The organism is Algibacter sp., assembly GCF_049667265.1.
GTDB lineage: Bacteria > Bacteroidota > Bacteroidia > Flavobacteriales > Flavobacteriaceae > Algibacter_B.
The window spans coordinates 1-25182 of record NZ_JBATHX010000153.1; the positions used below are offsets into that span (position 1 = coordinate 1).

General features: G+C 32.1%; 27 protein-coding genes, 1 tRNA gene and 1 pseudogene. 15 read left to right on the forward strand and 14 right to left on the reverse strand.

Translation table 11 applies throughout. The features are described 5' to 3' along the window. The 4 genes from WBN21_RS05570 to ric all read left to right on the forward strand — a co-directional run. The coding region (locus WBN21_RS05570; protein WP_424198292.1) for a polyprenyl synthetase family protein at nucleotides 1-827 on the forward strand (827 nt) is incomplete at its 5' end. Between the two features lie 42 nt (nucleotides 828-869). Next, nucleotides 870-1217, forward strand: a complete 348-nt coding sequence (locus WBN21_RS05575; protein ID WP_424198293.1) for a hypothetical protein — start codon at nucleotides 870-872, stop codon at nucleotides 1215-1217. A gap of 69 nt (nucleotides 1218-1286) precedes the next feature. Beyond that, nucleotides 1287-1721, forward strand: a complete 435-nt coding sequence (locus WBN21_RS05580) for an RrF2 family transcriptional regulator (RefSeq protein ID WP_424198294.1) — start codon at nucleotides 1287-1289, stop codon at nucleotides 1719-1721. 50 nt (nucleotides 1722-1771) lie between these two features. Beyond that, nucleotides 1772-2503, forward strand: a complete 732-nt coding sequence (gene ric / locus WBN21_RS05585; RefSeq protein ID WP_424198295.1) for an iron-sulfur cluster repair di-iron protein — start codon at nucleotides 1772-1774, stop codon at nucleotides 2501-2503. A 61-nt stretch (nucleotides 2504-2564) separates the two neighbouring features. On the opposite strand, the gene WBN21_RS05590 is transcribed toward ric, so the two are convergent. The 8 genes and pseudogenes from WBN21_RS05590 to WBN21_RS05625 all read right to left on the reverse strand — a co-directional run bounded on the left by WBN21_RS05590 (nucleotide 2565) and on the right by WBN21_RS05625 (nucleotide 9595). Continuing rightward, nucleotides 2565-3347: an ABC transporter permease gene (locus tag WBN21_RS05590; RefSeq protein WP_424198296.1), complete on the reverse strand. Its 783-nt coding sequence runs from the start codon at nucleotides 3345-3347 to the stop codon at nucleotides 2565-2567. Further along, nucleotides 3340-4047: an ABC transporter ATP-binding protein gene (locus WBN21_RS05595; protein WP_424198297.1), complete on the reverse strand. Its 708-nt coding sequence runs from the start codon at nucleotides 4045-4047 to the stop codon at nucleotides 3340-3342. The genes WBN21_RS05590 and WBN21_RS05595 overlap by 8 nt, the downstream gene beginning before the upstream one ends. Beyond that, entirely contained in the window at nucleotides 4041-5276 is a 1236-nt protein-coding gene (locus WBN21_RS05600) for a nitrous oxide reductase family maturation protein NosD (protein WP_424198298.1), read from the reverse strand. The genes WBN21_RS05595 and WBN21_RS05600 overlap by 7 nt, the downstream gene beginning before the upstream one ends. Nucleotides 5277-5279: 3 nt before the next feature. After that, nucleotides 5280-5717, reverse strand: a complete 438-nt coding sequence (locus WBN21_RS05605) for a nitrous oxide reductase accessory protein NosL (RefSeq protein ID WP_424198299.1) — start codon at nucleotides 5715-5717, stop codon at nucleotides 5280-5282. A gap of 32 nt (nucleotides 5718-5749) precedes the next feature. After that, nucleotides 5750-6364 carry a hypothetical protein gene (locus WBN21_RS05610; RefSeq protein ID WP_424198300.1) on the reverse strand — a complete coding sequence of 205 codons (615 nt, stop codon included), beginning with the start codon at nucleotides 6362-6364 and terminating at the stop codon, nucleotides 5750-5752. 151 nt (nucleotides 6365-6515) lie between these two features. Then, nucleotides 6516-8485: pseudogene (nosZ, locus tag WBN21_RS05615) on the reverse strand (Sec-dependent nitrous-oxide reductase). Nucleotides 8486-8512: 27 nt separating this feature from the next. Continuing rightward, nucleotides 8513-9085 (reverse strand): fasciclin domain-containing protein, encoded by a 573-nt coding sequence (locus WBN21_RS05620; protein WP_424198301.1) that lies wholly within the window; start codon nucleotides 9083-9085, stop codon nucleotides 8513-8515. A 6-nt stretch (nucleotides 9086-9091) separates the two neighbouring features. Then, the gene (locus tag WBN21_RS05625) at nucleotides 9092-9595 is read right to left on the reverse strand and encodes a c-type cytochrome (RefSeq protein WP_424198302.1); all 504 of its coding nucleotides are present in this window, start codon (nucleotides 9593-9595) and stop codon (nucleotides 9092-9094) included. 117 nt (nucleotides 9596-9712) lie between these two features. Here WBN21_RS05625 and WBN21_RS05630 point away from each other — a divergent pair, with 117 nt between their 5' ends. Then, on the forward strand, nucleotides 9713-10144 hold the full coding sequence (locus WBN21_RS05630; RefSeq protein WP_424198303.1) for an RrF2 family transcriptional regulator: 432 nt from the start codon (nucleotides 9713-9715) through the stop codon (nucleotides 10142-10144). Between the two features lie 31 nt (nucleotides 10145-10175). On the opposite strand, the gene WBN21_RS05635 is transcribed toward WBN21_RS05630, so the two are convergent. Continuing rightward, on the reverse strand, nucleotides 10176-10706 hold the full coding sequence (locus WBN21_RS05635) for an alpha-ketoglutarate decarboxylase (protein WP_424198304.1): 531 nt from the start codon (nucleotides 10704-10706) through the stop codon (nucleotides 10176-10178). Between the two features lie 155 nt (nucleotides 10707-10861). On the opposite strand from WBN21_RS05635, the gene WBN21_RS05640 reads away from it, so the two are divergent. Further along, nucleotides 10862-13600 carry a 2-oxoglutarate dehydrogenase E1 component gene (locus tag WBN21_RS05640; protein WP_424198323.1) on the forward strand — a complete coding sequence of 913 codons (2739 nt, stop codon included), beginning with the start codon at nucleotides 10862-10864 and terminating at the stop codon, nucleotides 13598-13600. A 33-nt stretch (nucleotides 13601-13633) separates the two neighbouring features. Next, nucleotides 13634-14845 (forward strand): 2-oxoglutarate dehydrogenase complex dihydrolipoyllysine-residue succinyltransferase, encoded by a 1212-nt coding sequence (odhB, locus tag WBN21_RS05645; protein WP_424198305.1) that lies wholly within the window; start codon nucleotides 13634-13636, stop codon nucleotides 14843-14845. 508 nt (nucleotides 14846-15353) lie between these two features. On the opposite strand, the gene WBN21_RS05650 is transcribed toward odhB, so the two are convergent. Then, a complete protein-coding gene (locus WBN21_RS05650; RefSeq protein ID WP_424198306.1) occupies nucleotides 15354-15989 on the reverse strand; it encodes a response regulator in 636 nt (211 codons plus the stop codon). Between the two features lie 32 nt (nucleotides 15990-16021). Beyond that, a complete protein-coding gene (locus WBN21_RS05655) occupies nucleotides 16022-16462 on the reverse strand; it encodes a retropepsin-like aspartic protease family protein (protein WP_424198307.1) in 441 nt (146 codons plus the stop codon). Between the two features lie 76 nt (nucleotides 16463-16538). On the opposite strand from WBN21_RS05655, the gene WBN21_RS05660 reads away from it, so the two are divergent. From WBN21_RS05660 to WBN21_RS05695, 8 genes are all read left to right on the forward strand, one after another. Further along, nucleotides 16539-17306 carry a TatD family hydrolase gene (locus tag WBN21_RS05660; RefSeq protein WP_424198308.1) on the forward strand — a complete coding sequence of 256 codons (768 nt, stop codon included), beginning with the start codon at nucleotides 16539-16541 and terminating at the stop codon, nucleotides 17304-17306. A gap of 3 nt (nucleotides 17307-17309) precedes the next feature. After that, a complete protein-coding gene (locus WBN21_RS05665) occupies nucleotides 17310-18341 on the forward strand; it encodes an asparaginase (RefSeq protein WP_424198309.1) in 1032 nt (343 codons plus the stop codon). A gap of 73 nt (nucleotides 18342-18414) precedes the next feature. Then, nucleotides 18415-18502, forward strand: a tRNA-Ser gene (locus WBN21_RS05670). Nucleotides 18503-18576: 74 nt separating this feature from the next. Next, nucleotides 18577-19344 carry a MotA/TolQ/ExbB proton channel family protein gene (locus WBN21_RS05675; RefSeq protein ID WP_424198310.1) on the forward strand — a complete coding sequence of 256 codons (768 nt, stop codon included), beginning with the start codon at nucleotides 18577-18579 and terminating at the stop codon, nucleotides 19342-19344. A gap of 19 nt (nucleotides 19345-19363) precedes the next feature. After that, on the forward strand, nucleotides 19364-19795 hold the full coding sequence (locus WBN21_RS05680) for a hypothetical protein (RefSeq protein ID WP_424198311.1): 432 nt from the start codon (nucleotides 19364-19366) through the stop codon (nucleotides 19793-19795). A 3-nt stretch (nucleotides 19796-19798) separates the two neighbouring features. Then, entirely contained in the window at nucleotides 19799-20386 is a 588-nt protein-coding gene (locus tag WBN21_RS05685) for an ExbD/TolR family protein (protein ID WP_424198312.1), read from the forward strand. A 25-nt stretch (nucleotides 20387-20411) separates the two neighbouring features. Beyond that, nucleotides 20412-20888, forward strand: a complete 477-nt coding sequence (locus WBN21_RS05690; protein WP_424198313.1) for an ExbD/TolR family protein — start codon at nucleotides 20412-20414, stop codon at nucleotides 20886-20888. An 89-nt stretch (nucleotides 20889-20977) separates the two neighbouring features. Then, on the forward strand, nucleotides 20978-21670 hold the full coding sequence (locus tag WBN21_RS05695) for a porin family protein (protein WP_424198315.1): 693 nt from the start codon (nucleotides 20978-20980) through the stop codon (nucleotides 21668-21670). On the opposite strand, the gene WBN21_RS05700 is transcribed toward WBN21_RS05695, so the two are convergent. The 3 genes from WBN21_RS05700 to asnS all read right to left on the reverse strand — a co-directional run. Beyond that, nucleotides 21665-22270, reverse strand: coding sequence for a hypothetical protein (locus WBN21_RS05700; protein ID WP_424198317.1), 606 nt, complete (start codon nucleotides 22268-22270; stop codon nucleotides 21665-21667). The two genes, WBN21_RS05695 and WBN21_RS05700, sit on opposite strands and share 6 nt — an antisense overlap. After that, nucleotides 22270-23730 carry an RNA polymerase factor sigma-54 gene (rpoN, locus tag WBN21_RS05705; protein WP_424198319.1) on the reverse strand — a complete coding sequence of 487 codons (1461 nt, stop codon included), beginning with the start codon at nucleotides 23728-23730 and terminating at the stop codon, nucleotides 22270-22272. Before rpoN ends, WBN21_RS05700 begins: the two co-directional genes overlap by 1 nt. 87 nt (nucleotides 23731-23817) lie before the next feature. Further along, on the reverse strand, nucleotides 23818-25182 hold a 1365-nt coding region (gene asnS, locus WBN21_RS05710), incomplete at its 5' end, for an asparagine--tRNA ligase (RefSeq protein ID WP_424198321.1).

The following is a 25182-nucleotide window of genomic DNA, read 5'->3' on the forward strand; positions in this document are numbered from 1 at the left end:
CAGCCGATATTTTTAATGGAAATTATAAAAAAGCCCTTAATGCTGCATTAAGTATTGAGGTGTTTCATAATTTTTCATTGGTGCATGATGATATTATGGATGATGCACCTTTACGACGTGGCGAGCAAACGGTTCATGAAAAATGGGATATAAATACCGGAATTTTATCTGGAGATGCCATGTTGATTATGGCGTATCAACTTTTCGAAAATTATGAAGCAGATATCTTTCAAGCTTTGGCAAAGTTATTTAGCAAAACGGCATTAGAAGTTTGTGAAGGCCAGCAATATGATGTCGATTTTGAAACCAGAAATGATGTTACTATTCCTGAATATTTAAAAATGATTGAGTACAAAACTGCTGTTTTAGTTGGTGCAGCCATGAAAATGGGAGCCATTGTTGCTCATGCTTCTGATGAAGATCAACATCATATTTATGAATTTGGCCGTCACTTAGGCATTGCATTCCAGTTACAAGATGATTACTTGGATGCTTTTGGTGATCCGAAAACCTTTGGAAAGCAGGTTGGTGGTGATATTATTGAGAATAAAAAAACGTATTTGTATTTGAAAGCTTTAGAATTTTCAAATGAAAACGACCGTGTTGAATTGAGTCAATTATTTGCTTCAGACCCTGAAGATGTAGCAACAAAAATTCAATTAGCTAAAGCGTATTTTGTTTCAACAGGTTCGGCCGAAGCCACAAAACAAGCCATTCAAGAATATACAGAACAAGCTTTTTCTTTGTTAGAAAAATTAAATATTTCTGATGATAAAAAGGCACTTTTAAAAGCTTTCGGGAATAATTTAATGAATAGAACTGTTTAATAATTAAATTTTTTTATTTCCGTGATGGCGGAAATCTATTTTATGAAATTGCCAAAAACTTTTGAGAGTTTAATTGAGGAAGCCAACCAATTAGATTTGTATAAACAACTTATTCTTCAGCTTAATAAAGATTTTCTATTGGCTAATATTGATTTAGATTTTCATGAGGAAGTCTTGCCGTCAAGTTTAAAACTTTTGCTTCATGATACGGTTTACAGGCTGATTCAAGAAAAATTTACCGACTATTTAAACTTGCTTTATATTATTGACGTTTCAGAAAAACAAGTAAAAGCTTTAAACGGTGATGATACTTTAAAACTTTCCGAAGAAGTTACTTTTTTAATTTTAAAACGCGAGTGGCAAAAAGTTTGGTTTAGAAATAAGTATTAGTAATTTAATTAAGATAATATTGTCTTAATTAAATTATTGTTTACATTTGTATTAAATTATAGCATTTATATGTTTTCAAAAGCTTGTGAATATGGTATTAAAGCAGCAATTTTTATTGCTACAAAAAGCTTTGAAGGCAAGCGAGTAAGCCCTAAAGAGATTGCTAATGAAATAAACTCGCCTCAAGCTTTTACAGCTAAAATTTTACAAGCATTAGTTAAACATAATGTTGTTAATTCTGTAAAAGGTGCTTATGGGGGTTTTGAGATTGATAAAAATGACATTAATAGAATAAAGTTATTTCAAATTGTAAATGCTATTGATGGAGATAGTATTTATAATGGTTGTGGTTTAGGTCTAGAAACATGTGATGAAAATCACCCTTGTCCTGTACACGATAAATTTAAAAGTGTCAGAGAAGAGTTGAAATATATGTTAGAAAACACGAGTTTAGAAGAATTGGCACTTAATATAAAATCGGGTGCTTCGTTTTTAAAGGTTTAAAAAAATTTGAATATAAATAGGATAAAATTATCCGAAATAAATAATTAATCATGGAAACATTACAAAAAGAATCAGAAAAACAAATAGGGCAATTTGTAGCCGAAGATTATAGAACAGCAGCAGTTTTTTCGAAATATAAAATAGATTTTTGCTGCAACGGAAATAGAACCATCAATGAGGCTTGTGAAAAAAAAGGAATTGATAGTAATGTTTTATTAAACGAGCTACATAATATTTTAAATGCCAATGGAGAACAATCAATAGATTATAAATCCTGGCCCCTTGATTTATTAATCGATTATATTGAAAAGAAACACCACCGTTATGTAGAAGAAAAAATTCCTGTTTTACGTCAGTTTTTAAATAAATTGTGTAGCGTTCATGGAGAGCGTCATCCGGAATTATTCAAAATAAATGAACTGTTTACAGCATCAGCAGGCGAGTTGGCAGCACACATGAAAAAAGAGGAGTTAATATTATTTCCTTTTGTTAAAAAAATGGTGAATGCTAAATTAGGGGAAGGTGCCGTACAATCTCCACAATTTGGAACGGTTGAAAATCCAATTGCCATGATGATGCAAGAACACGATAACGAAGGCGAACGTTTCAGACAAATTGCAGAACTAACAGATAATTATAACCCTCCAGCAGATGCATGTAATACTTACAAAGTAACATTTGCTATGTTAGAAGAATTTGAAAAAGATTTACACTTACACATACATTTAGAAAATAACATCCTATTCCCTAAGGCCATAAAATTAGAGCAACAATTTAGTTAATAGCATCTCTAGTTTTATATATTTAAATTCCGGAAAGGGTGACTTTTCTGGAATTTTTTAATTAAAAATCTTTTCGTTTTGATTTGAAAACTATTCTCCAAACAGGTAAAATAACCCAAACGGTTAACATTATAAAAGATATAATAAGTCCAAAACTAGTTCCGAAAAATTGTTTAAAAATAGCGCCTGTATAACCTAAAAGCGCAGAAATATCAAGCTTTAATAGAATAAGGGTTCGAGATAAATCTATTGGGTTTAGCATGGTGCCGATAAGCGATAATTTATCCAATGGGTAATCTTCAAACATAACCAACGTCATTAGAAAAACACCGTCGTAAATAATTGCCAGAAATAGCCATAGTAGAATAGCATAGCCAAAACCTTTTATTCTATTTTCGTTTGATAGCGCAATATTAAAAGCTAAAGCCGTAAAAATTAAAGTTAAAAATGTTCCGGTAATTATTAATAATGAAAAATCCCAAATAGCGCTACTTTCAAATAAACCATAAAACACAAACGGAATCCCTAATCCTAAAATTAAACTCATTGAAAGTGATAAGGCAACACCTAAATATTGACCTAAAAAAATGGACGAGCGTTTTAATGGTTGTGCCAATAACAATTCTGTAAATTCTTTCGAATTGTAGTAGTACATCACACCAAAAATAGTTCCAATTAAAGGCACTAGAACTATGATAACATTCATTAATGTTATAACCGCTTTTGAAAGGTCGTTGTTTAAAAACAACAATACGATACCGAGCAATAAGTAGAAGCCAAAGTATACGTAACTCCAGCGACTTCGCATTAAATCGTAAAAACTATATTTTAATATTTTAAGCATGGTTTTCAGTAAGTATTGATGCTATAGCATGTTCGAAATCTGGCTGACTTGTTTTTGATTTTAATTCTGAAATGGTACCTTTAAAGTAAATTTGCCCTTCTAAAATAAATACTATTTCATCTGAAATTTCTTCAACAAAACTCATTATGTGCGAGGTGATTAATATGGTTTTTCCTTTATTTTTTTCAGCTTGAATTAAATCTTTTAATCTTAATAATGAAATTGGATCTAAACCTGAAGTTGGCTCATCAAGAATAATTAACGGACTATCAAACATAAAGGTTAAAACAATATTCACTTTTTGTTTTGTTCCACCTGAAAGGTTTCCTAGTTTTTTATCTAAAAAGGGCTGCAATTTAAAAAGCTCTATTAAACGTAAATCTTCGTTGGTTTGACCTCTTAAATCCTTAATCATTTTAATGAGTTCTTCCACTCTTAAATTACTAGGGAAGTTGGCTATTTGTGGTAAATAATCAATTTGATGTCGGTATTCTGAATTGTCTTTTATTGATTTTCCAAGAACAGAAATTTCACCTTTATTAGGTATTACCATTCCTAAAATAGATTTAATTAAGGTTGTTTTTCCTGAACCATTTGGACCAAGTACAGCGAAAATACCGCCTTCCTTTATTGATAAATTCAAACCACTTAACACTTGATTTTTACCAAATTTTTTATGTAGATTATGAATACTTACCATATTATTTTCTTTGTTACTGGATTATTGTCTAATAAATTATCTGGCGTAAAAACTGGTGATACTTTTTCTGAAAAATCAATAATATCTATAAACAAACTACGCAACAAAATGATGGTTTCTGGTGTCCGGTTCACAATGTATGAAAATAGTTTTACAGGTCTGTAAGGGATATCTCCAATGCCATTTTTATCTAAATCGTAACCTGTATAATTGCTCCAGTAATTTCTATCAAATTCATTGTCGTTAACATGGCTATTGTAAGCTATATCAAAAGAATTATACAGGAAATTGTTTTCGATAAACTTATTGGTATAACAGGCACCTTTTACTTTAATGGCCCACCCATTATTTGAAAATGTATTATGCTTATAGTTAATACGGTTAGAGCCTTCAATATTAATACCTATAGTGTTATTTTCAAATATATTGCCCTCGATTTCGGCATCGTTTATTTCTTTCAGTAACATGCCATAAGAAGCGGTTCCCCAGTTTTCTTTAAAAATATTGTTGTACATTTTTATTCGTTTGGAAAACATGACCGCAACACCAGCTCCATTATTTTCAAACGTGTTATCTTGATAGGTGTCGTCATTTGAGAACATAAAATGCAATCCATAACGAACATTTAGTGTGCTAACGTTATTTTTTATTAAGCAATCATCAGAAAACTCTAAATAAATACCATCACGCACATGTTGAACAAAGTTGTGTTCAATCTGTATATTTTTACTATACCAAAGTTGAATCCCATTGCCTGAGTTGTATTCCTCAACAGCATCTCCTATAATTTTATTATGAAACACTTTACCGTTACTTGATTTTTCAATATAAATCCCAAAAAATAATTTTTCTAATACTAAATTTTGAATGACAAAGTTCTTACTTCGTCTGACTCTAATAGCAGCATAGTCTTCCGTGTAACTTGTGCCCACATTAATAATGAATAACCCGTCAACGGTTACATTATCTGAAGTGACAGTAATAATTTCACCTTTTAATTCGCCATCAATTACTGGGTAATTTTCACCAATAATAGTTAGTGGTTTATCAACAATGATATTATGCTCTTTGTAAGTGCCTTTTTTTACAATTATAGTATCATAATCTTTGGTTTGCGAAATGGCTTTTTTTAATGAAGAAAAAGAACATGTTTCGCATACTACAATTTTTTGAGCAATAGTAACATTAGCCATTAAAATGACTGATAGAAAAACCAATATCTTTTTCATGAATTAGTCTTTAAATTTTACTAGTAAGGTATCCCAGGTGTATAAATTACCTCCTTTGTCGGCTTGAAACTTTTCTGCATCTGCTTTATTTTTAAATGCTGATAAAAATGCGCCCATTGGACTCGGAATATTTTTACTAATTAAAAACGTTGCTTTTGTAGCATCAATAAGCACTTCAGGTTCAGTATAATTGTTTGATAAATATAGTGCTATTTCATTTTGGTCAAAATCATTTAAGAAATTAACCATGCATTCTGAAGCGTCAAATTTATATACTTTACCTTTTTTAGTTACTATTTCGGCTGCATGAACTTTATCTACAATAGTCATTTTACAAAAATGACAACCATCACTTCCGTAATCTATAGGTTTTGGGGATACATTACATCCAGAAAATAAAAGCAATAATGCAATAAAGGAATAGTGTTTTAGTGTTTTCATTTTTTTAGTGTTTTTAACTTAAAGTTCCAATACTACGTTGTTTTTAAGCTTGCTTTTCGGCCTAACCAAAAAGCAACAAGAGTTAAAGACATTCCTACAAACATAAGATATCCTCCTGTATGTGGTAAAGAAGTAACATCAAAATTTAATAGTTTTTGAAAACCAAATAATGGCGGTTTGTAAGACATTGGTGTGCCATCTGGATTCGTTACTTTTATAATAGCATGGGGGTCTAAATTACTCCCATAATCAATTAGCCAGTTGTTAAAATCATACATGCCTAATACACCTAATATAGACATAAAAATAAACCAACCAATAAAAAATTTGTAACTCACTTTATTAAAAAAGCCTAATAATCCAATAACTGCACCTAAAATAGCCATACCTAAAATAACCTTTGGGAATACTGAAAACTCCCACATTTCCTCAGGTTTTGGAATCGTTTTCATGCCTATATAATGATTTAAACCATCTATATTTTGTAAATCGAATTCTGTTACACCTTTAATACCATTAATATAGATATTCATGCCTAATGGTTCTGGATATTGCGGTGCCCCAAGCATGATGTTCCATAACGGAAACTTAAAAAGTCCTAATAATAGTAAGGAGCCTATTATCATTATAACGCCAGCCTTTTTCATCTTGTGAAATTTAATTGTTGATGTATTACTTGAAGTTTCTGCCTTAATAGGCTAAGTGTTTTAAAAAGAAAGGCGAGAGCGATAAAACTACTCTCGCCTTTGATAGGAAAATAAACACTAAAACAAAATTTCCCTAATTCTTTAAAAATAATTATTCAATATCTTCTCCCATTGACCATTTAATTGGTGTATTGCTACCTGCTGGAGAAACTCTAATATAACCTTGCATTTCTTGGTGCAATGCAGAACAGAAATCTGTACAATAGAATGGCCATACCCCAACTTTTGTTGGTTCCCATACTGAGGATTTTGTTTGTCCTGGCATAATTAATAACTCAGACGAATTTTGTCCTAATACTGCAAATCCATGAGGTACATCAAAATCTTGTTCTAAATTAGTAACATGAAAATATACTTTATCTCCAACCTTAACGCCTTCAATATTATCTGGTGAAAAGTGACTTCTAATAGTGGTCATATAAATATGAACTTCGTTTCCTTTTCTCACTACTTTAGTGTCGTCATCAGAAAAAGCAGCATAAGGATGCTTGTTGTCTTTTAGGTTGTAAAATTTTTGAGAACGTTCTTTTATAATATCTGCTCGCATTGCTGCTGCATAGTGAGGTTCGCCATGTGTTGGGAAATCTAAAAGTAATTCCATTTTATCTCCAGAAATATCATATAATTGTGCACTATGTTCCATTTCTGGACCAGTTGGCAAGTATCTGTCTTTTGTGATTTTATTCATCGCAAACATATATTTACCTTGAGGTTTACCTGAGTTTCCTCCAGGAATTGTTAAGTGACCAACTGAGTAATATGTTGGTTTTCTATCAATAACTTCCCAAGTTCCTAATTTCCATTTTACAACTTCAGAAGAGATAAAGAATGTTGTATATGCATTTCCTTGTCCATCAAACTCAGTATGTAAAGGTCCTAAGCCTGGTTGTTCAACAGAACCGGCTAAAACATCTTCAAATTTTAAGATTGGAATGCCATAAGCTTCACCATCAAACTTTTTACCTTCAATAGCAGCTAACATTTTTGTAAATGAATGTACTGTTAAATTAGCTGAAAGTTTACCATTACCAACAATGTACTCACCAGTTGGATCTACATCACAACCATGAGGTGATTTTGGAGTTGGTAAGAAAAATACAGCTCCAGGAACATCTACAGGGTTCACTACACGTACTTCTTTTTTCATTGTAGAAGTAGCAGTATGTGTGTGTTCATCATAAACATTATGTGCATAATCTGCTGGCATCATTTTTCCGCCACCGTTATTTACATATTCTTCAATTTTTTTCCAGTTTACAGCAGCAATAAAATCTTTATCATTTTGTGATGCATTAACCTCTAAAAGCGTGCTAGCTTCTTCAGTATTATAAGTAGTAAAGAAAACCAACCATGAGATTTTCCACGTCCAGGATGTGATAAATCATAATTGAAACCAGGCATAAGTACTTGGAATTTTATATCCATATTTCCAGTTTCTGGGGCTACACTAATAAAAGATAAAGCGCCTTGAAAATTGCCTTTGTATTCATTTATTGGCATATCACGTTGCGGAATTGGCACAGAAAAACGTGTTCCTGCGACTACATACTCTGTATTTTCTGTTACAAATGAAGAACTGTGATTCCCTGCACTATTTGGAACTTCAATAATCTCTGTGGTTTCAAAAGTTTTAAGATCAATTTTTGCAATTCTAGGTGTGTTATTTTCATTTATAAAAATAAAACGACCATCTATTTCACCAGCAGTTTGTGAAATGTCTGGATGGTGAGAATCTCCCCAAGGAATAAATCCATGAGATGTGTTTAACATTGGTTTTGTTTCTTCAGAATATCCATAACCAGAAGTTGGAAACTGTGAGAACACAGGAATTTCCTTAAACATTCTTCCAGATGGTAAACCATAAACCGTTAAGTTACCACTATAACCTCCAGATATGAAGGCATAAAACTCGTCATGTTCACCTGGAGCTACGTACACTTTTTCAGCTACATTACTCGCTAATGCACCAGATTTATTATTTGATTTGCTTGAATTGTTACAACTAGTAAATCCTATTAAGACTACCAAGGTTGCAATAACAGATTTTATTATATTTTTCATTTTTAAAAGGTTTAGTTAGTGTTTAAATTATTCGGTTGGTGGTAATAATACTTTGTCTATTACATGTACAATACCATTACTAGCGTTGACACTTCCTAGTATTTTTGCACCACCAATCATAGGTTCTCCATCAACAACTTCTACTTGTACATAACCATTATTGGCTTGTCCTAATTTTTTAAATTTCTTTAAAAAGTCTTTAGAATAGTTTCCAGGAGTTACATGGTACTTTAAAATATTTGCTAAAGCATCTTTGTTTTCTGGTTTTAATAAATTTTCAACAGTACCTTCTGGTAATGCTGCAAAAGCTTCGTTTGTTGGTGCAAACACCATTAATGGTCCTGCATTTACTAAAGCATTTTCTAATGAAGCTGCTTGAACTGCTGCTACTAAAGTTGTGTGGTCTTTAGAACCTATGGCAATACTTAATACAGTATTACCTCCTTCACCTTCAATAAAGGCTTGACCTGTTTTTTTAGTAGATTCATTATCAACTTGGGAAACTGTAGTGGTCGATGTTGCTTCTTTATTTTCGTTTTTACAGGCGCAGAAAATTAACGCCATTGCAAAAACAAAAACTAGTTTTTTGATTAGTTTCATAGTTGTTTATTTAAGGGTTCTAAAATATTCTAAAACTGCTCTAGCGTCTTCTTCAGAAAGGTTTTGATTAGCCATTGGAGAACCATTAAATTCTATTAATAATTCTTTTGCTAATGGATCTTCCTTAACCATTTGTTCTGGATTTAGAATCATGTTCATTACCCATTCTGGAGTACGTCTTTCTAAAATCCCTGTTGGTGCTGGACCAATAAATTTTTTGTCTGCTCTATGGCAAGCTGTACACATTTTTTTGTACACATCTGCACCATGAGTAGCCATTTTTTGATCTACTTCTGCAGCCAAAGTTATAGACGTGATTGGTCCAAGGCCTTTGTTGGTTAAATCTACTTTTTTAGAAGCAGGTGTTTTTTGGGCATCGGCCGTTGCTTTAGTTTCGGTTGTTTCCTTTTTGTCATAAGAAAAACCAGGCTTCTTTTTTTCTTCTTTTCCTCCACAACTAATTAAAAGGGTGATAAAGAGAACTGATAATAATTTTAGTGTTGTTTTCATGTTAATATATTTTATTAGACAAAATTATAATCTAAACTACTCACATTATATGATAAAAGTCATATTTAAGATAAAAATATCTTTTTTATATTTGTTAGGATTTATTTACTTTTTACCATGCTTTCAAATTCATCAAAATATGCCGTTAAAGCGGTTTTGTTTTTGGCTTTACATTCTAGTGAAGACCATAAAATTATGGTAAAAAATATTGCAAAACCCATAAATGTTCCGCTAGCGTATATTGCAAAATTACTTCAGGAACTATCTAAGCAAAACCTTATTTCTTCTACAAGAGGACCTAAAGGTGGGTTTTATTTAACTGCTGAAAATAAAAATCAGTCCGTTATAAATATTTTAAAAATTATTGATGGTGAAAACATACTTACTGGTTGCATGTTAAGTTTGGAAAAATGTAATGAGCTTAAACCTTGTCCGTTACATGCTATATTAAGTCCGTCAAGAAAGAAAATACTAAAAACCTTAAAAGATAAAACTATAAAAGAATTGGCATTGGATGTTGAAATGGGAAATTCTTTTTTGCCTTTATAAATTTAAAGCTGTTAAATTTTTTAAAGAAATATTAGAAATAAAACCTCACAAACGGTGCCCAAGGATCTGCGTAAATACTTTTTTCATTATCATATAAAACATCGTACCTAATCCCGAAAGTTACATTTCCACTTCGGTAACCAACGCCAAAATACAAAGCAGGAATCCAATAATTATCATCACTAATATTCAAATTAGTATTGTAGCGTCTATTCACATTAAGTTGCTCAAATTCTGTTGAAAGTTGTATGGCCCGTATAGGATTAAAAAGCCCAATTAAACTACCTCCTAAAATGGTAGATTTATAGGCGCTTTTTTGATTATTAAATGTTGCATTCAAACCAACACCAAGCGAAATTTTTTCGTTAAATTCATAAATACCACTAGGAGCAACTGTGGCACTAAAAAAACCATCACCAAAGTTTAAACCTAATCCTCCGCCAAAACGGACATGATTCCAAAAATCACTTTTAGCCTCTTGGGATTGGATGTTTTGAAAGCAAAAAGATAGAATAATTAAGATAAGGATATGTTTTTTATTATTTGAAAAAAATAAATTCATAAGAGTAAGAAATGATTAAAAAATTAACGAAATATTGAGCATATTCGTTAAAGGAATATTATTTGCCATAAATATAGCTAAAGAATCATCTAATTTTACTAAAAGTTGTATTTTTGGCAAATAACTTACTAAATCGATATAGTGTCATAAAGGTAATGGATAAATTTTCATTTTTAAACGCAGCACATACAGCATATTTTGCTGATTTATACGAACAATATCAACAAAGTCCAGATTCAGTCGAGCCAAGTTGGAGAGCCTTTTTTCAAGGTTACGATTTTGGTAGCGAAAATTATGGATTAGAAGGCGAAATTATTGAAGGTGTTTCAACTCAAATACCAGAACAACTACAGAAAGAATTTCAAGTTGTTAAACTTATTGATGGTTATAGAATGAGAGGGCATTTGTTTACTAAAACAAATCCGGTCCGCGAACGTCGTTCTTATTCACCAACATTAGAAATAGAAAATTTTGGACTTAGCACAAACGATTTAGACACCGTTTTTAATGCAGGAGAAATCTTAGGTATTGGTGTTAAAACGCTCCGTGAAATTATTGTCCATTTAGATAAAATATATTGTAGTTCTATTGGAATTGAATATATGTATTTAAGGAATCCAGAGGTGACTTCATGGTGGCAAGAACAATTAAATAAAAATGATAATCAGCCAAATTTTTCAGCTGAGACAAAAAAATATATTCTTTCAAAATTAAATCAAGCGGTTACATTCGAAAACTTTTTGCAGACTAAATATGTAGGTCAAAAGCGTTTTTCATTAGAAGGGGGAGAATCGTTAATACCAGCAATTAGTAATGTGCTTTTTTATGCCGTTGAAAAATATGGTGTAAAAGAATGTGTGTTAGGTATGGCTCACCGTGGTCGCTTAAGTACACTTGTTAATATATTTAGAAAACCAGTAAATGAGTTATTTAGCGAGTTTGATGGAAAAGATTTTGAAGATGAAGATATTGATGGCGATGTAAAATACCATTTAGGTTTAACCCTGGACAAAACTTACCAAAACGGTAAAAGTTTAAAAATGAATTTGGTGCCAAATCCATCTCATTTAGAAACGGTTGCACCAGTAGCTGAAGGCATTACACGAGCAAAAATAGATAGCGATTACGGAGGTGATGATTCTAAAATATTACCAATAATTGTGCATGGAGATGCAGCTATTGCAGGCCAAGGAATTGCCTATGAAGTGGCGCAAATGAGTCAATTGTCTGGATACAAAACAGGTGGCTCTGTACATATTGTTGTAAATAACCAAATAGGTTTTACAACTAATTATTTAGATGCACGATCTAGTACTTATTGTACCGATGTGGCAAAAGTAACATTATCACCAGTATTACACGTAAATGCTGATGATGCTGAAGCTGTTGTTCATGCCGTTGAAATGGCATTGGAATACAGAATGCGTTATAAAAAGGATGTGTATATTGATTTATTAGGCTATAGAAAATATGGACATAATGAAGGTGACGAGCCTAGGTTCACCCAACCAAAATTATATAAAGAGATTGCAAAACATGCAAATCCGTTTAAAATTTATGCTGATAAATTAATTGCCGAAAAAACAATTGATCAGGCATATGTTGATAAAATTACTTCTGATTTTAAAGACACTTTAGAAAGTGAATATACCAAATCTAAGAAAGCTAAATCATCAAAGGTTCGTGAGTTTATGCAGGAACGTTGGACTAGTTTTGAACGTCAAGGTTTAGATTCCATGCTAAAATCGGAAGACACTTCTTATGCCAAAGATAAATTAGAAAGTATTTCTAAGTTAGTTTCAACAGTACCAAAAGGAGTTAAATTTTTACGAAAAGCGGTAAGGATTTTAGATGGTAGAGCTAAAATGGTTTTTGAAACTGATACCCTAGATTGGGGTATGGCAGAAACATTAGCCTATGGAAGTTTACTTGAAGAAGGCTTTAATGTTCGTATTTCAGGTCAGGATGTAGAGCGTGGAACTTTTAGCCACCGTCATGCCATTTTACGCGATGAAATTTCAGAAGAACGTATTAATCTTTTAAATACCAATCCAGATAGTAAAGGGGAAATGTATATTTATAATTCCTTTTTATCTGAATATGGTGTGTTAGGTTTTGACTATGGTTACGCCATGGCCAATCCAAATACATTAACCATATGGGAAGCGCAGTTTGGAGATTTTAGTAATGGTGCTCAAATTATATTCGATCAATATTTATCGGCTGCGGAAGATAAATGGAAGTCGCAAAACGGCATTGTAGTTTTGTTACCTCATGGATATGAAGGTCAAGGTTCAGAACATTCATCTGCAAGAATTGAACGTTACTTACAATTATGTGGAAACGATAATATGATTGTTGCCGATTGTACTACACCAGCAAATATGTTCCATTTATTGCGTCGTCAAATGAAACGCAATTATAGAAAACCATTAATTGTTTTTACTCCTAAAAGTTTATTACGTCACCCAAAAGCGGTTTCTAGTATTAAAGAATTGTCTTCTGGGGCATTTGAAGAGGTTATTGACGATACTATAAACCCATCAAAGGTTAAAAAATTAGTATTCTGTACAGGTAAATTCTATTATGATTTATTAGCAGAAAGAGAAGAACTAAATAGTGAGGATGTTGCGTTAGTGAGAATTGAACAATTATTTCCTTTACATTTAGAAAAAATTCAAAGTGTTATTGATAAATATCCAAATGTTAAAAATTATGTTTGGGCACAAGAAGAACCAAAAAACATGGGCGCATGGAGTCATATGGCTCAACGTATGGAATTAGTAAAACTTGAAGTAGCTTCAAGACCATATAGTTCTGTTCCAGCACCAGGATCTAGTACCAGAGATAAACGAAGACAACGTCGCGTAATTGATGCGGTTTTTGGAAACTAAACAAATAAAAAAATACAATTAAAATTATAAAAAATGATTTTAGAAATGAAAGTGCCTTCTCCAGGCGAATCTATCACAGAAGTAGAAATAGCAACTTGGTTAGTAGAAGATGGTGATTATGTTGAAAAGGATCAAGCTATAGCTGAAGTTGATAGTGATAAAGCAACTTTAGAATTGCCAGCTGAAGCAAGTGGAATAATTACGCTTAAAGCAGAAGAAGGAGATGCTGTTGAAGTTGGAGCTGTTGTTTGTTTAATTGATACGAGCGCTGAAAAACCAGCAGGAGTTGATGCTCCAAAAGCTGAAGCAAAAGTTGAAGCGCCAAAAGCTGAAGCACCAAAAGCTCAAGCGGCTGAAACTAAAACCTATGCCACTGGCACTGCTAGTCCGGCTGCTAAAAAAGTGTTAGCTGAAAAAGGTATGGATGCCGCATCAGTTTCTGGAACCGGAAAAGATGGTAGAGTAACTAAAGATGATGCCGTAAATGCGGTGCCTTCAATGGGAACGCCAACAGGTGGTAGCCGTGGTACTTCAAGAAGTAAAATGTCGATGTTACGCAGAAAAGTAGCTGAACGTTTAGTTGAGGTAAAAAATACAACAGCTATGTTAACGACATTTAATGAAGTTGATATGTCGCCAATTTTTGCATTACGTTCTGAATATAAAGAAACCTTTAAAACGAAACATGGTGTTGGATTAGGATTTATGAGTTTCTTTACTCTAGCTGTAGTTAGGGCTTTAGAAATGTATCCTGCTGTTAACTCAATGATGGATGGAAAAGAAATGTTATCATATGATTTTTGTGATATTAGTATTGCTGTTTCTGGTCCAAAAGGATTAATGGTACCAGTAATTCGTAATGCTGAAAACTTAAGCTTTAGAGGTGTTGAATCTGAAGTAAAACGTTTAGCACTTAGAGCAAGAGATGGTCAAATTACCGTTGATGAAATGACAGGTGGTACATTTACAATTACTAATGGAGGAGTTTTTGGTAGTATGTTATCTACGCCAATTATTAACCCACCACAAAGTGGAATTTTAGGAATGCACAATATTGTTGAGCGCCCTGTAGCTATTGATGGGAAAGTTGAAATTCGTCCAATAATGTTCGTAGCTCTTTCTTACGATCATAGAATCATAGATGGTAAGGAAAGTGTCGGTTTCCTAGTTGCAGTTAAAGAAGCGCTTGAAAATCCTGTAGAATTATTAATGAATAATGATGTTAAAAAGGCTTTAGAGCTATAGTTTTAACAATTCACTATGATAAAAAGGGTGTCACATATTTTTATGTAACACCCTTTTTAGGTTTTGGGAATTTGGGTAATTAATTAACTAAAACACATAACTATATTTATTGAAATAACTATTACAATTAAAACGACTAATCCAACAATAAAATATTTGTTAAGAGTTTTATTTTCTTTTTCCATTTGGGCATTCAGCATTTTGGATAGGAATTAAAATTTTATTTTAATACTCTGCACCATTATAGTGCAGAGTATATAAAAAATTCTCTCTCTAAAAAGAATTAATTAATAGCCTTGTAAATATATTGCGTTTTTGAAAGAAAAAAAATACGCACATGTACGTATTTTTGAAGTATTTTTAATAAACTATAGGTCTGAAAATGCGAAAGCTCCAAATCATTACAATTTGGAGCTTTCAATAATTCTCCCTAAGAACTAATTAATAGCAATGTAAAGATAGGGTGTTTATTCATTATAAAAAATACGCACTTCTACGTATTTTACACTCAAACTAGAAATTTTTTATTTAAAGTTGCCCAAATGGAGAGTGAAGTTGGTTTATTATCTAAACTTAATTTATGAACAATATTACTGCGGTGTTTATCAACGGTTCTAACCGAAATGGATAATTCATCAGCAATATCTTGACTGGTGTTACTATCTGATATGAGTTTTACAATTTTTAATTCAGATTTTGTAAGTAATTTTAACGCTTCAGGTTTTTTATCAAAAGTACTAGCTTTTAAATATGTAGCTATTTCTTCACTAAAATAAGGTTTACCTATTTTCACCTGGCGTATGCAAGTTTCAATTTCTTCAACAGCAAATTCCTTTAAAATATAGCCATAAACTCCAAATTCTACTGCTTGATCATAAACTCCTTCCTCTTTGTCAAAAGTGATAAGAATTACTTTGGTTTTTAGGTTGTTTTTTTTGCAAGCTTCAGCAATTTCTAAACCTGTTTTAAATGGCATTCTTATGTCTAGAATAGCAATCTCTGGTTTTAGTTTAACTATCAGATTGTAAGCTGCATTTCCATCTTCCGCACTACCTATAATATTATAACCTTTAGAAGTTAAAAAATCTGTTAAACCACGTAACATTAGTGGGTGGTCATCAGCTATTACAATAGAGGTGTTCATTTAGTTTTAGAGAGGCTTAGTTAGCTATTATTTTATAACTTTAAATATAGGTATTTCTTTCCGTAATCTATAACTGCCTTTGCTTTTTTTAAAATATCGGCACCAATAATGCCGTCTACTGGTTTGGAGTTATGGCTAATAAGCGCCGTATTAACATGAGTTAAGTTAAATAAAACCAAAACAACTTTATCGTTTGTCCATTTGCCAATTGTAATTCTATTTTTTGTTGAGGTTTTAGTATCCATATCAACAGCTCCTGCACCAGCAGCCTTAATAAGCGAGTCTTTGGCTTTAAGATTAAAGGTTTCAATAGCTTCAAAACCAACACACGAACTAGATGCTCCAGTATCTAAAATAAATAAACCTTTCTTACCATTTATAGTTGCTTTAATTTCAAAATGATTGGTTTTGGTTAGATGTAATTTTATTTTGGTATAATCTTTTTGCTCTAGAAATTGTTTCAGAGTTTCCATAGTTATTAGTTTTAAACAAATATAATCCTATAAAAACGATTATTTTAGCACTATTGTTTAACTAAAATTATTGCCATTGATTATTACAGATACGCATACTCATTTATATAGTGAGGCTTTTGATGAAGATAGAAATGAAATGATTAATCGTTCAATCAATCAAGGTATATCAAGATTTTTTATTCCCGCAATTGATTCTACCTATACAGCATCAATGCTTCAACTTGAAAACGATTTTCCGAAAAATATTTTTTTAATGATGGGTTTACATCCAACACACGTTAAAGAAAATTATGAAGAAGAATTAAATCACGTTGAGGAAATGTTAATTAAAAGACCGTTTTTTGCGGTGGGTGAAATAGGAATTGATTTATATTGGGATAAGTCCACCTTAAATATTCAGAAAAAAGCGTTTAAACATCAAATACAATTGGCAAAAAAGTTTAAGTTACCCATTGTTATTCATTGTAGAGAGGCTTTTGATGAAATTTTTGAAGTTCTTGAAACTGAAAAAGGAGACGATTTATTTGGTATTTTTCATTGCTTTACTGGCACCTTAGAGCAAGCTCATAAAGCAATTTCATATAATATGAAGTTAGGGATAGGCGGCGTAGTAACCTTTAAAAACGGAAAAATAGATCAGTTTTTAAATCAATTAGATTTAAATCATCTTGTTTTAGAAACCGATTCACCATATTTAGCACCAGTTCCATATAGAGGTAAACGAAATGAAAGCGGATATATAATAAATGTTTTAGAAAAGCTTTCAGAAATTTACAATGTATCAAAGGAGAAAATTGCTGAAATAACTACACAAAATTCTAAAGACATTTTTAAAATTTAAACGATGGCTAAATCTAAAATAAAAATACTTCTTATTTATACAGGTGGAACCATAGGTATGGTTAAAGATTTTAAAACAGGTTCTTTAAAAACATTTAACTTTAAGAATCTTTTGGATAGAATTCCTGAATTGCAATTATTAGATTGTGATATTAATACCGTATCTTTTAAAAAACCAATAGATTCAAGTAATATGAATCCTAAATATTGGGTTCAAATTGCCGAGTTAATAGAAGTTAATTATGAAGCCTTTGATGGATTTGTAGTGCTTCATGGAAGTGATACTATGAGTTATTCGGCTTCAGCTTTAAGTTTTATGTTAGAGAATTTAGCAAAACCAGTTGTTTTTACAGGCTCACAATTACCAATTGGAGATTTGCGCACCGATGCCAAAGAAAACTTAATTACCTCCATTCAAGTGGCTTCAATGCAAAAAAATGGTCGTGCTGTAGTTAAAGAAGTATGCTTGTATTTTGAATACAAATTATATAGAGGTAATAGAACAACGAAACTTAATGCCGAGCATTTTCAAGCTTTTGCATCAATGAATTATCCGGATTTGGCAGAATCTGGAGTGCATTTAAAAATAAATAACGAATATTTATTTAAACCTAATCTTAGAAAAAAACTAAAGGTTAATAAAAATTTGACTGAAGATATAGCGCTCGTAAAATTATATCCTGGTATTTCTAGAACTATTTTAGAAAGTATTTTAAATGCTCCAACCTTAAAAGCCGTAATTATTGAAACTTATGGTGCTGGAAATTGTACAACTGAAAAATGGTTTATTAATCTTTTAAAACAAGCCATTTTAAAGGGCAAACACATTATAAACGTAACACAATGCTTAGGCGGAAGTGTTATGATGGGGCATTATGAAACGAGTAGTGAGTTAAAAAAAATAGGGGTTATATCAGGAAAAAGCATGACTACAGAGGCTGCAGTAGCTAAGTTAATGTATTTATTGGGTCAAAATATTTCTGCTAAGATGTTCAAAACCAAATATGAAGCGTCTTTAAGAGGAGAAATAGATTAAAAAGACGCCTAAAAGTTTTAGTCTTTAAAGTTTTTTTTGTTATTTGAACCCTGTAATTATTATATTGAAATAAAGAGAGGTGGCCGAGTGGTCGAAGGCGCACGCCTGGAAAGTGTGTATACCTCAAAAGGGTATCGAGGGTTCGAATCCCTTCCTCTCTGCTGATATTTTTGTTTTTTAATTACTTTTTTTTTATATCTTTAACACTTTAACTAATAAAATTAAGATCGATACCATGAAAAGATTATTTTCTATCCTTGCCTTAACCGTAATGGTGGCATTCGGAACTGCAAATGCAACTACAATTGCAAACACTAGTACAGTCGTAACATCTGTTACAAACATGACACAGGATGATGCTCCTGCTGAAGAGCTTTCATTTCATCAAGAATTAAAAAAGCGTTTTATAGAGGGAGGCCCAGAATTTATGGGAATTGTATTATTATGTTTAATTCTAGGTTTAGCAATTGCTATAGAAAGAATTATCTTTTTAAACTTATCTACTACAAACGTTAAAAAATTATCTCAAGATGTTGAAGATGCTTTATCTTCAGGTGGTGTTGAAGCTGCTAAAGAAGTATGTAGAAATACAAAAGGACCAATCGCATCTATTTACTATCAAGGTTTAGATAGAGTAGACGAGGGTCTTGAAGCTGCTGAAAAAGCCGTTGTTGCTTACGGAGGCGTTCAAATGGGACAATTAGAGAAAAACGTTTCTTGGATTTCTTTATTTATTGCATTAGCACCAATGCTTGGTTTCATGGGTACTGTAATTGGTATGATTCAAGCTTTCGATAAAATTGAAGCGGCAGGAGATATGCAACCTTCACTTGTTGCAGGTGGTATTAAAGTAGCACTTTTAACAACTGTATTTGGTTTAGTAGTAGCAATTATACTTCAAATTTTTTACAATTATATTATTGCTAAAATTGATAGCATAGTTAACAGTATGGAAGATGCTTCTATCACGTTAATGGATTTGTTAATCAGAAATAAAAAGTAATAGTTTAAATTTAAGAAATATGAACTTATATAAAATAATAAAATACTTAGCTTTCGCTCTCGGTATTATCGGTGTAATCTTTGTGCTGATGGTTATGGCAGGAGATGCAAGCGCTGCCGAAAGTATGGGTAGTAATGTACTATACATTACTTATACGGTTTTAGCATTAGCAATACTACTAGTTCTAGTTTATGTTGTTAAAGGCTTATTTTCAGGAGATATTAAAAAGACATTAATGACAGTTGGCCTTTTCTTGGCAATTATTGTTGTTTCTTTTGTGCTATCTTCAGGAACGGATTTAGATTTAACACCTTTTACGTCCAAGGGACTAGATATAACTGAATCAACCTCGAAATATGTTGGAGCAGGATTATATGCTTTTTACATTCTTGCTATTGTAGCAATTGGTTCAATGGTGTTTTCAGGAGCAAAAAATATATTTAAAAAATAAATTATGGCAAAAAGAGCAGCACCAGAAGTTAATGCGGGCTCAATGGCCGATATCGCGTTCTTATTATTGATTTTCTTCTTAGTAACAACAACTATTGAGACAGATTCGGGAATTAACCGAAAACTTCCACCAATGGAAGAGTCTGATGAGGATGTTATTATCAAGCAAAAAAACATTTTTACCGTATTATTAAATGGTAAAGATCAATTACTTGTTGAAGATGAATTGATGGAACTAAAGAATCTGCGAAAAAGCGCCAAAGAGTTTTTAGATAATGGAGGCGATAAATCTTGTAGTTATTGCAAAGGAAAGAAAGATCCATCGTCATCTGATAATCCAGATAAAGCCATTATTTCGCTAAAGAATGAACGAGAAACATCTTATAAACAATATATAGCTGTGCAGAATGAATTAGTTGCAGCATATAATGAATTAAGAGATGCCAGAGCTCAATCCCTTTACGGTAAATTATTTACTGAAATGGAAGCCGATTACAATAATGTAGATTGGCCAGGGAATAAGGAAAAGCTTAAAGAGAAGATAGATAAAATTAAAGTTGACTATCCTCAAAAGCTATCAGAAGTACAATAGATAAAATTTAACATTTATAATAAATATGTCTAAATTTAATAAGAAAAAAAGTGGCGATATGCCAGCGGTTAATACGGCATCCTTACCGGATATTGTTTTTATGCTATTATTTTTCTTTATGGTGGCCACAGTAATGAGGCAAAACACCTTAATGATTGATAATAATTTACCTTTCGCAGACCAGGTTGAAAAGTTAGATAAAAAGGATTTGGTAATGTATATATATGCAGGTAAACCAAGTTCCAATTATAAGCAATATGGTACTGAAGCAAAAATTCAATTAAACGATAAGTTTGCTGACGTTAATGAAATTGCTGCTTTTATTGCCGCCGAAAGAGCTTCAAAACGTGAAGAATTAATACCATTTTTAACTACTGCCTTAAAGGTAGATAGTGATGCCAATATGGGATTAATAGGTGATATTAAACAAGAACTACGTAAAGTTAATGCACTTAAAATAAACTATACTACCAAGAAAGGTAGTGTATTTGGTAGAGATTAATTTTACCTTCTTAATTTTATAAAAAAGGCGTTTTGATTTTTCAAAACGCCTTTTTATTTTTATACTTTTACCTTTATAATTAATCTGTAATGAAGTATTTGTTTATTGCTTTTTTCTTTCTTTGTAATGCACCTTTAATTTATGCTCAAGAAAGTGCAGTTAAAGAAGTTGATTCCCTTTATAGAGAAGATCAATTTTATGCAAGTGTAACTTATAATTTATTTGGTAAAAAGCCTAGTGGGATTAATCAAAGTGGTTTTTCTTTAGGATTTCATTTAGGTTTTATTAGGGATATCCCCCTTAATAAAAATAGAGATGTCGCTTTTGGAATTGGTTTAGGGTATTCTGCCAATTCCTTTAACCAAGATTTACTAATAAATAAAAATAATGCAAATGTATTTGAATATAGCATTATTGAAGACAATGGAACTTTTTCAAAAAATAAGTTTTCAACCCATATAATAGAAATTCCAATAGAATTTAGATGGCGAACATCTACGTCAACCAATTATAACTTTTGGCGTATTTATACAGGTTTTAAATTTGGTTATGTGTTTTCTAATTCATCAAAGTATAAAGGTGATTTAGGAAGCTTAAAGTATGCGAATAATAAAGAATTTAACGACTTTCAATACGGTTTGACCTTAAGCGCAGGTTATAATACTTGGAATGTTTTTTTATACTATGCTCTGAACCCAATTTTTTCGCAAGATGCGCAATTAAATGGTGAATATATCGACATGAATGCCATTAAAATAGGTTTGATATTTTATATATTATAGCCAATAGGTGACTAAAATTAATTGGGGAATAATGCCAATAAAAAGGCCTATTATTAATTCTACATATGAGTGAGCCTTTAAATGAAGTCTTGAGGTAGCAATGGCTCCCATTATAATAACCATTAAGGCGAGCGTTCCATTTATATTAATGCTAAAATGAATGCTAAGGGCAATAAAAAACATGGTGACGCCAGATATTGCTATCATGTGAATACTGGCTTTAAATTTCATTATCGCAAGCAGTAAACAGGCCATGTTAGATATGAGTATACCAACAAAAAAGAAATAAAGCTCAGCAGACTGAGAAGGCGTTAATATTCGTTGAAGTACGATGAGAACAACAATACCATTAAGAATTAATGGGTAAGTGCGTTCTTTAGTGGTTTCCAGATTTATGGAATTAACTAATCCAATTGTTTTCAATAAAAAGTATAGTAAAACAGGTAATAAAATGGTTAAAATAAAAAGTGAAATGACTTTTGCTTGTATAATTTCAATTGGAATGTAACGTGGCGATTTTGAAAAGTAGAAAAGAACGCCTAAAATCGGCATGATTAGGGGATGAAAAATATACGAGATACTTTTTAATAGTTTATCCATTATATTTTTTTACGTAAACGCGCTACAGGAATGTCAAGCTGTTCTCTATATTTGGCAACGGTTCGTCTTGCAATTGGATATCCTTTTTCCTTTAAAATGTTAGCTAAATTTTCGTCAGTTAAAGGTTTTTTCTTGTTTTCTTCTTCAATTACAGTTTCAAGTATTTTTTTGATTTCTCTTGTTGAAACATCTTCTCCTTGATCGTTCTTCATTGATTCAGAAAAGAATTCTTTTATCAATTTAGTCCCATACGGTGTGTCTACATATTTACTATTTGCAACCCTAGAAACTGTTGAAACATCCATGTGAATTTCATCAGCAATATCCTTAAGTATCATAGGTTTTAAATTTCTTTCATCACCGGATAAAAAGTATTCTTTTTGATAATGCATAATGGCGCTCATGGTTACAAATAAAGTTTGCTGACGTTGTTTTATCGCTTCAATAAACCATTTTGCTGCATCTAGTTTTTGCTTAATAAAAATGACTGCATCCTTTTGAGATTTAGATTTGTCTTTAGCATCTTTATAACCCTTTAGCATATTATTGTATTCTCTTGACACATGAAGTTCTGGTGCGTTTCTTCCGTTAAGGGTTAATTCTAGTTCACCATCAACAATTTTAATGGCAAAATCAGGAACTACGTGCTCTACAATTCTATTATTTCCAGCATAAGAACCACCAGGTTTTGGGTTTAGGTGCTCAATTTCTGTAATAGCATCTTTTAACTGGATTTCTGTAATATCAAATTTGCTAAGCAATTTTTTGTAATGCTTTTTTGTGAATTGATCAAAAGCATTATCAATGATATTTGTGGCTAATTCGGTATCAACTGTTTTATCTTTTCGGTGTAATTGAATACTTAAACACTCTTGTAGGTTTCTTGCTCCAACACCTGCTGGATCGAGTTGATGTACTATTTTTAAAACTTTACCTATTTTTTCTTCGGTAGTATAAACGCTTTGAGTGAAGGCTAAATCGTCCATAATATCACTTAATTCTCGCCTTATATAACCACTTTCATCAACGCTACCAACTAAAAATTCGGCAATATCACGTTCTTCATCCGAAAGTCTATAGGTATTCAGTTGGTTCACTAAATGTTGGGTGAATGATGTTCCGGCAGCATAGGGCATTGTTTTTTCTTCATCATCACTACTATAATTATTTGCATGCGTTCTGTAATCTGGAATTTCATCATCGCTCAAATACTCATCCACATTAATATCCTCAGTATTTATAGAATCGTTGTCCTCATAATCATCTGTGGTATTATCAAAATCAGAATCTAAATCATCCTTACTATCTTCTTTTCCACCTTCTAATGCTGGATTTTCTTCTAATTCCTGCTTTAACCGTTGTTCAAACGCTTGTGTAGGCAACTGTATCAATTTCATTAATTGAATTTGCTGCGGCGACAGTTTTTGCGATAATTTAAATTGTAAGTATTGTTTAAGCATGTGGTTTGTTCAGGTTGTTAATCAAAGATATAAAAAGGGTTTAGTATACCAAAGTCATACCAAGATTCACTTATTTAAGGTTTTTAGCTAAAATTCGGCATTTTGTGGTGTTCTAGGAAAAGGAATAACATCTCTAATGTTACTCATTCCCGTTGCAAACATTACTAAACGCTCAAACCCTAACCCGAATCCAGAGTGAACAGCAGTACCAAATTTACGCAAATCTAAATACCACCAAAGCTCTTCTTCAGGAATATTTACGGCAGCCATTCTTTCTTTTAAAACATCAAAGCGCTCCTCACGTTGGGCACCTCCAACTATTTCTCCAATTCCAGGAAAAAGGATATCCATGGCACGAACGGTTTTCCCATCATCATTCAAGCGCATGTAAAAAGCTTTAATATTTGCTGGATAATCAAACAAAATAACAGGACATTTAAAATGTTTTTCAACTAGAAAACGCTCATGTTCACTTTGTAAATCTGTTCCCCATTCATCAATTACATATTTAAATTTCTTTTTCTTGTTGGGTTTTGAGTTTCGTAAAATATCAATAGCTTCAGTATAACTAACGCGTTTAAAATGGTTATCAGTAACGAAATTTAATTTTTCAATTAAAGTCATATCACTTCGGTCTGCCTGAGGTTTTGTTTTTTCTTCATCTTGAAGGCGATTGTCTAAAAATTCTAAATCTTCACGATTATTTTCTAAAACATAAGTAATTACAGATTTCATAAAATCTTCAGCTAAGTCCATATTTCCGGCTAAATCCATAAAGGCTACTTCTGGCTCAATCATCCAGAATTCCGCTAAATGGCGCGAGGTATTAGAGTTCTCAGCTCTAAATGTAGGTCCGAACGTATAAACTTTTCCTAGGGACATAGCGTAGGTTTCAGCCTCTAATTGCCCTGAAACTGTTAAATTGGTTTCTTTTCCGAAGAAATCTTTTGAATAATCGATATCGCCTTCATCATTTAAAGGTGGATTTTTAGCATCAAGATTTGTAACCTTGAACATTTCGCCTGCACCTTCGGCATCGCTACCTGTTATAATCGGTGCGTGCATGTAATAAAACCCGTTTTCATTAAAATATTTATGTATGGCAAACGACAATGCAGATCGTAATCGCATAACAGCACTAAACGTACTTGTTCTAGTGCGTAAATGAGCATTTTCGCGTAGAAATTCAAAGGAATGTTTTTTTGGTTGAATTGGATAGGTTTCTGGGTCAGAATCTCCTAAAACCTTCAACTCATTTACTTTTATTTCAACTTTTTGCCCTTTTCCTTGGCTTTCAACAAGTTCTCCTTTAATATGGATGGCAGCACCGGTTGTTACTCTTTTTAAAAGTGCCTCGTCAAAATTTTCAAAATCAACCACACATTGAATATTATTTAGAGTAGAACCATCATTTAAAGCGATAAATCTATTGGCTCTAAAGGTTCTTACCCA

What these genes read in the sequence shown, in the direction of transcription:
- WBN21_RS05680 (WP_424198311.1), top strand. Translation starts at nt 19,364, where the DNA reads ATGAACTTATATAAAATAATAAAATACTTAGCTTTCGCTCTCGGTATT.
- WBN21_RS05635 (WP_424198304.1), bottom strand. Translation starts at nt 10,706, where the DNA reads ATGAATTTATTTTTTTCAAATAATAAAAAACATATCCTTATCTTAATT.
- WBN21_RS05690 (WP_424198313.1), top strand. Translation starts at nt 20,412, where the DNA reads ATGTCTAAATTTAATAAGAAAAAAAGTGGCGATATGCCAGCGGTTAAT.
- odhB (WP_424198305.1), top strand. Translation starts at nt 13,634, where the DNA reads ATGATTTTAGAAATGAAAGTGCCTTCTCCAGGCGAATCTATCACAGAA.
- WBN21_RS05580 (WP_424198294.1), top strand. Translation starts at nt 1,287, where the DNA reads ATGTTTTCAAAAGCTTGTGAATATGGTATTAAAGCAGCAATTTTTATT.
- WBN21_RS05695 (WP_424198315.1), top strand. Translation starts at nt 20,978, where the DNA reads ATGAAGTATTTGTTTATTGCTTTTTTCTTTCTTTGTAATGCACCTTTA.
- WBN21_RS05655 (WP_424198307.1), bottom strand. Translation starts at nt 16,462, where the DNA reads ATGGAAACTCTGAAACAATTTCTAGAGCAAAAAGATTATACCAAAATA.
- WBN21_RS05685 (WP_424198312.1), top strand. Translation starts at nt 19,799, where the DNA reads ATGGCAAAAAGAGCAGCACCAGAAGTTAATGCGGGCTCAATGGCCGAT.
- WBN21_RS05605 (WP_424198299.1), bottom strand. Translation starts at nt 5,717, where the DNA reads ATGAAAACACTAAAACACTATTCCTTTATTGCATTATTGCTTTTATTT.
- rpoN (WP_424198319.1), bottom strand. Translation starts at nt 23,730, where the DNA reads ATGCTTAAACAATACTTACAATTTAAATTATCGCAAAAACTGTCGCCG.
- WBN21_RS05575 (WP_424198293.1), top strand. Translation starts at nt 870, where the DNA reads ATGAAATTGCCAAAAACTTTTGAGAGTTTAATTGAGGAAGCCAACCAA.
- WBN21_RS05650 (WP_424198306.1), bottom strand. Translation starts at nt 15,989, where the DNA reads ATGAACACCTCTATTGTAATAGCTGATGACCACCCACTAATGTTACGT.
- WBN21_RS05625 (WP_424198302.1), bottom strand. Translation starts at nt 9,595, where the DNA reads ATGAAAACAACACTAAAATTATTATCAGTTCTCTTTATCACCCTTTTA.
- WBN21_RS05610 (WP_424198300.1), bottom strand. Translation starts at nt 6,364, where the DNA reads ATGAAAAAGGCTGGCGTTATAATGATAATAGGCTCCTTACTATTATTA.
- ric (WP_424198295.1), top strand. Translation starts at nt 1,772, where the DNA reads ATGGAAACATTACAAAAAGAATCAGAAAAACAAATAGGGCAATTTGTA.
- WBN21_RS05640 (WP_424198323.1), top strand. Translation starts at nt 10,862, where the DNA reads ATGGATAAATTTTCATTTTTAAACGCAGCACATACAGCATATTTTGCT.
- WBN21_RS05700 (WP_424198317.1), bottom strand. Translation starts at nt 22,270, where the DNA reads ATGGATAAACTATTAAAAAGTATCTCGTATATTTTTCATCCCCTAATC.
- WBN21_RS05675 (WP_424198310.1), top strand. Translation starts at nt 18,577, where the DNA reads ATGAAAAGATTATTTTCTATCCTTGCCTTAACCGTAATGGTGGCATTC.
- WBN21_RS05630 (WP_424198303.1), top strand. Translation starts at nt 9,713, where the DNA reads ATGCTTTCAAATTCATCAAAATATGCCGTTAAAGCGGTTTTGTTTTTG.
- WBN21_RS05600 (WP_424198298.1), bottom strand. Translation starts at nt 5,276, where the DNA reads ATGAAAAAGATATTGGTTTTTCTATCAGTCATTTTAATGGCTAATGTT.
- WBN21_RS05590 (WP_424198296.1), bottom strand. Translation starts at nt 3,347, where the DNA reads ATGCTTAAAATATTAAAATATAGTTTTTACGATTTAATGCGAAGTCGC.
- WBN21_RS05665 (WP_424198309.1), top strand. Translation starts at nt 17,310, where the DNA reads ATGGCTAAATCTAAAATAAAAATACTTCTTATTTATACAGGTGGAACC.
- WBN21_RS05620 (WP_424198301.1), bottom strand. Translation starts at nt 9,085, where the DNA reads ATGAAACTAATCAAAAAACTAGTTTTTGTTTTTGCAATGGCGTTAATT.
- WBN21_RS05595 (WP_424198297.1), bottom strand. Translation starts at nt 4,047, where the DNA reads ATGGTAAGTATTCATAATCTACATAAAAAATTTGGTAAAAATCAAGTG.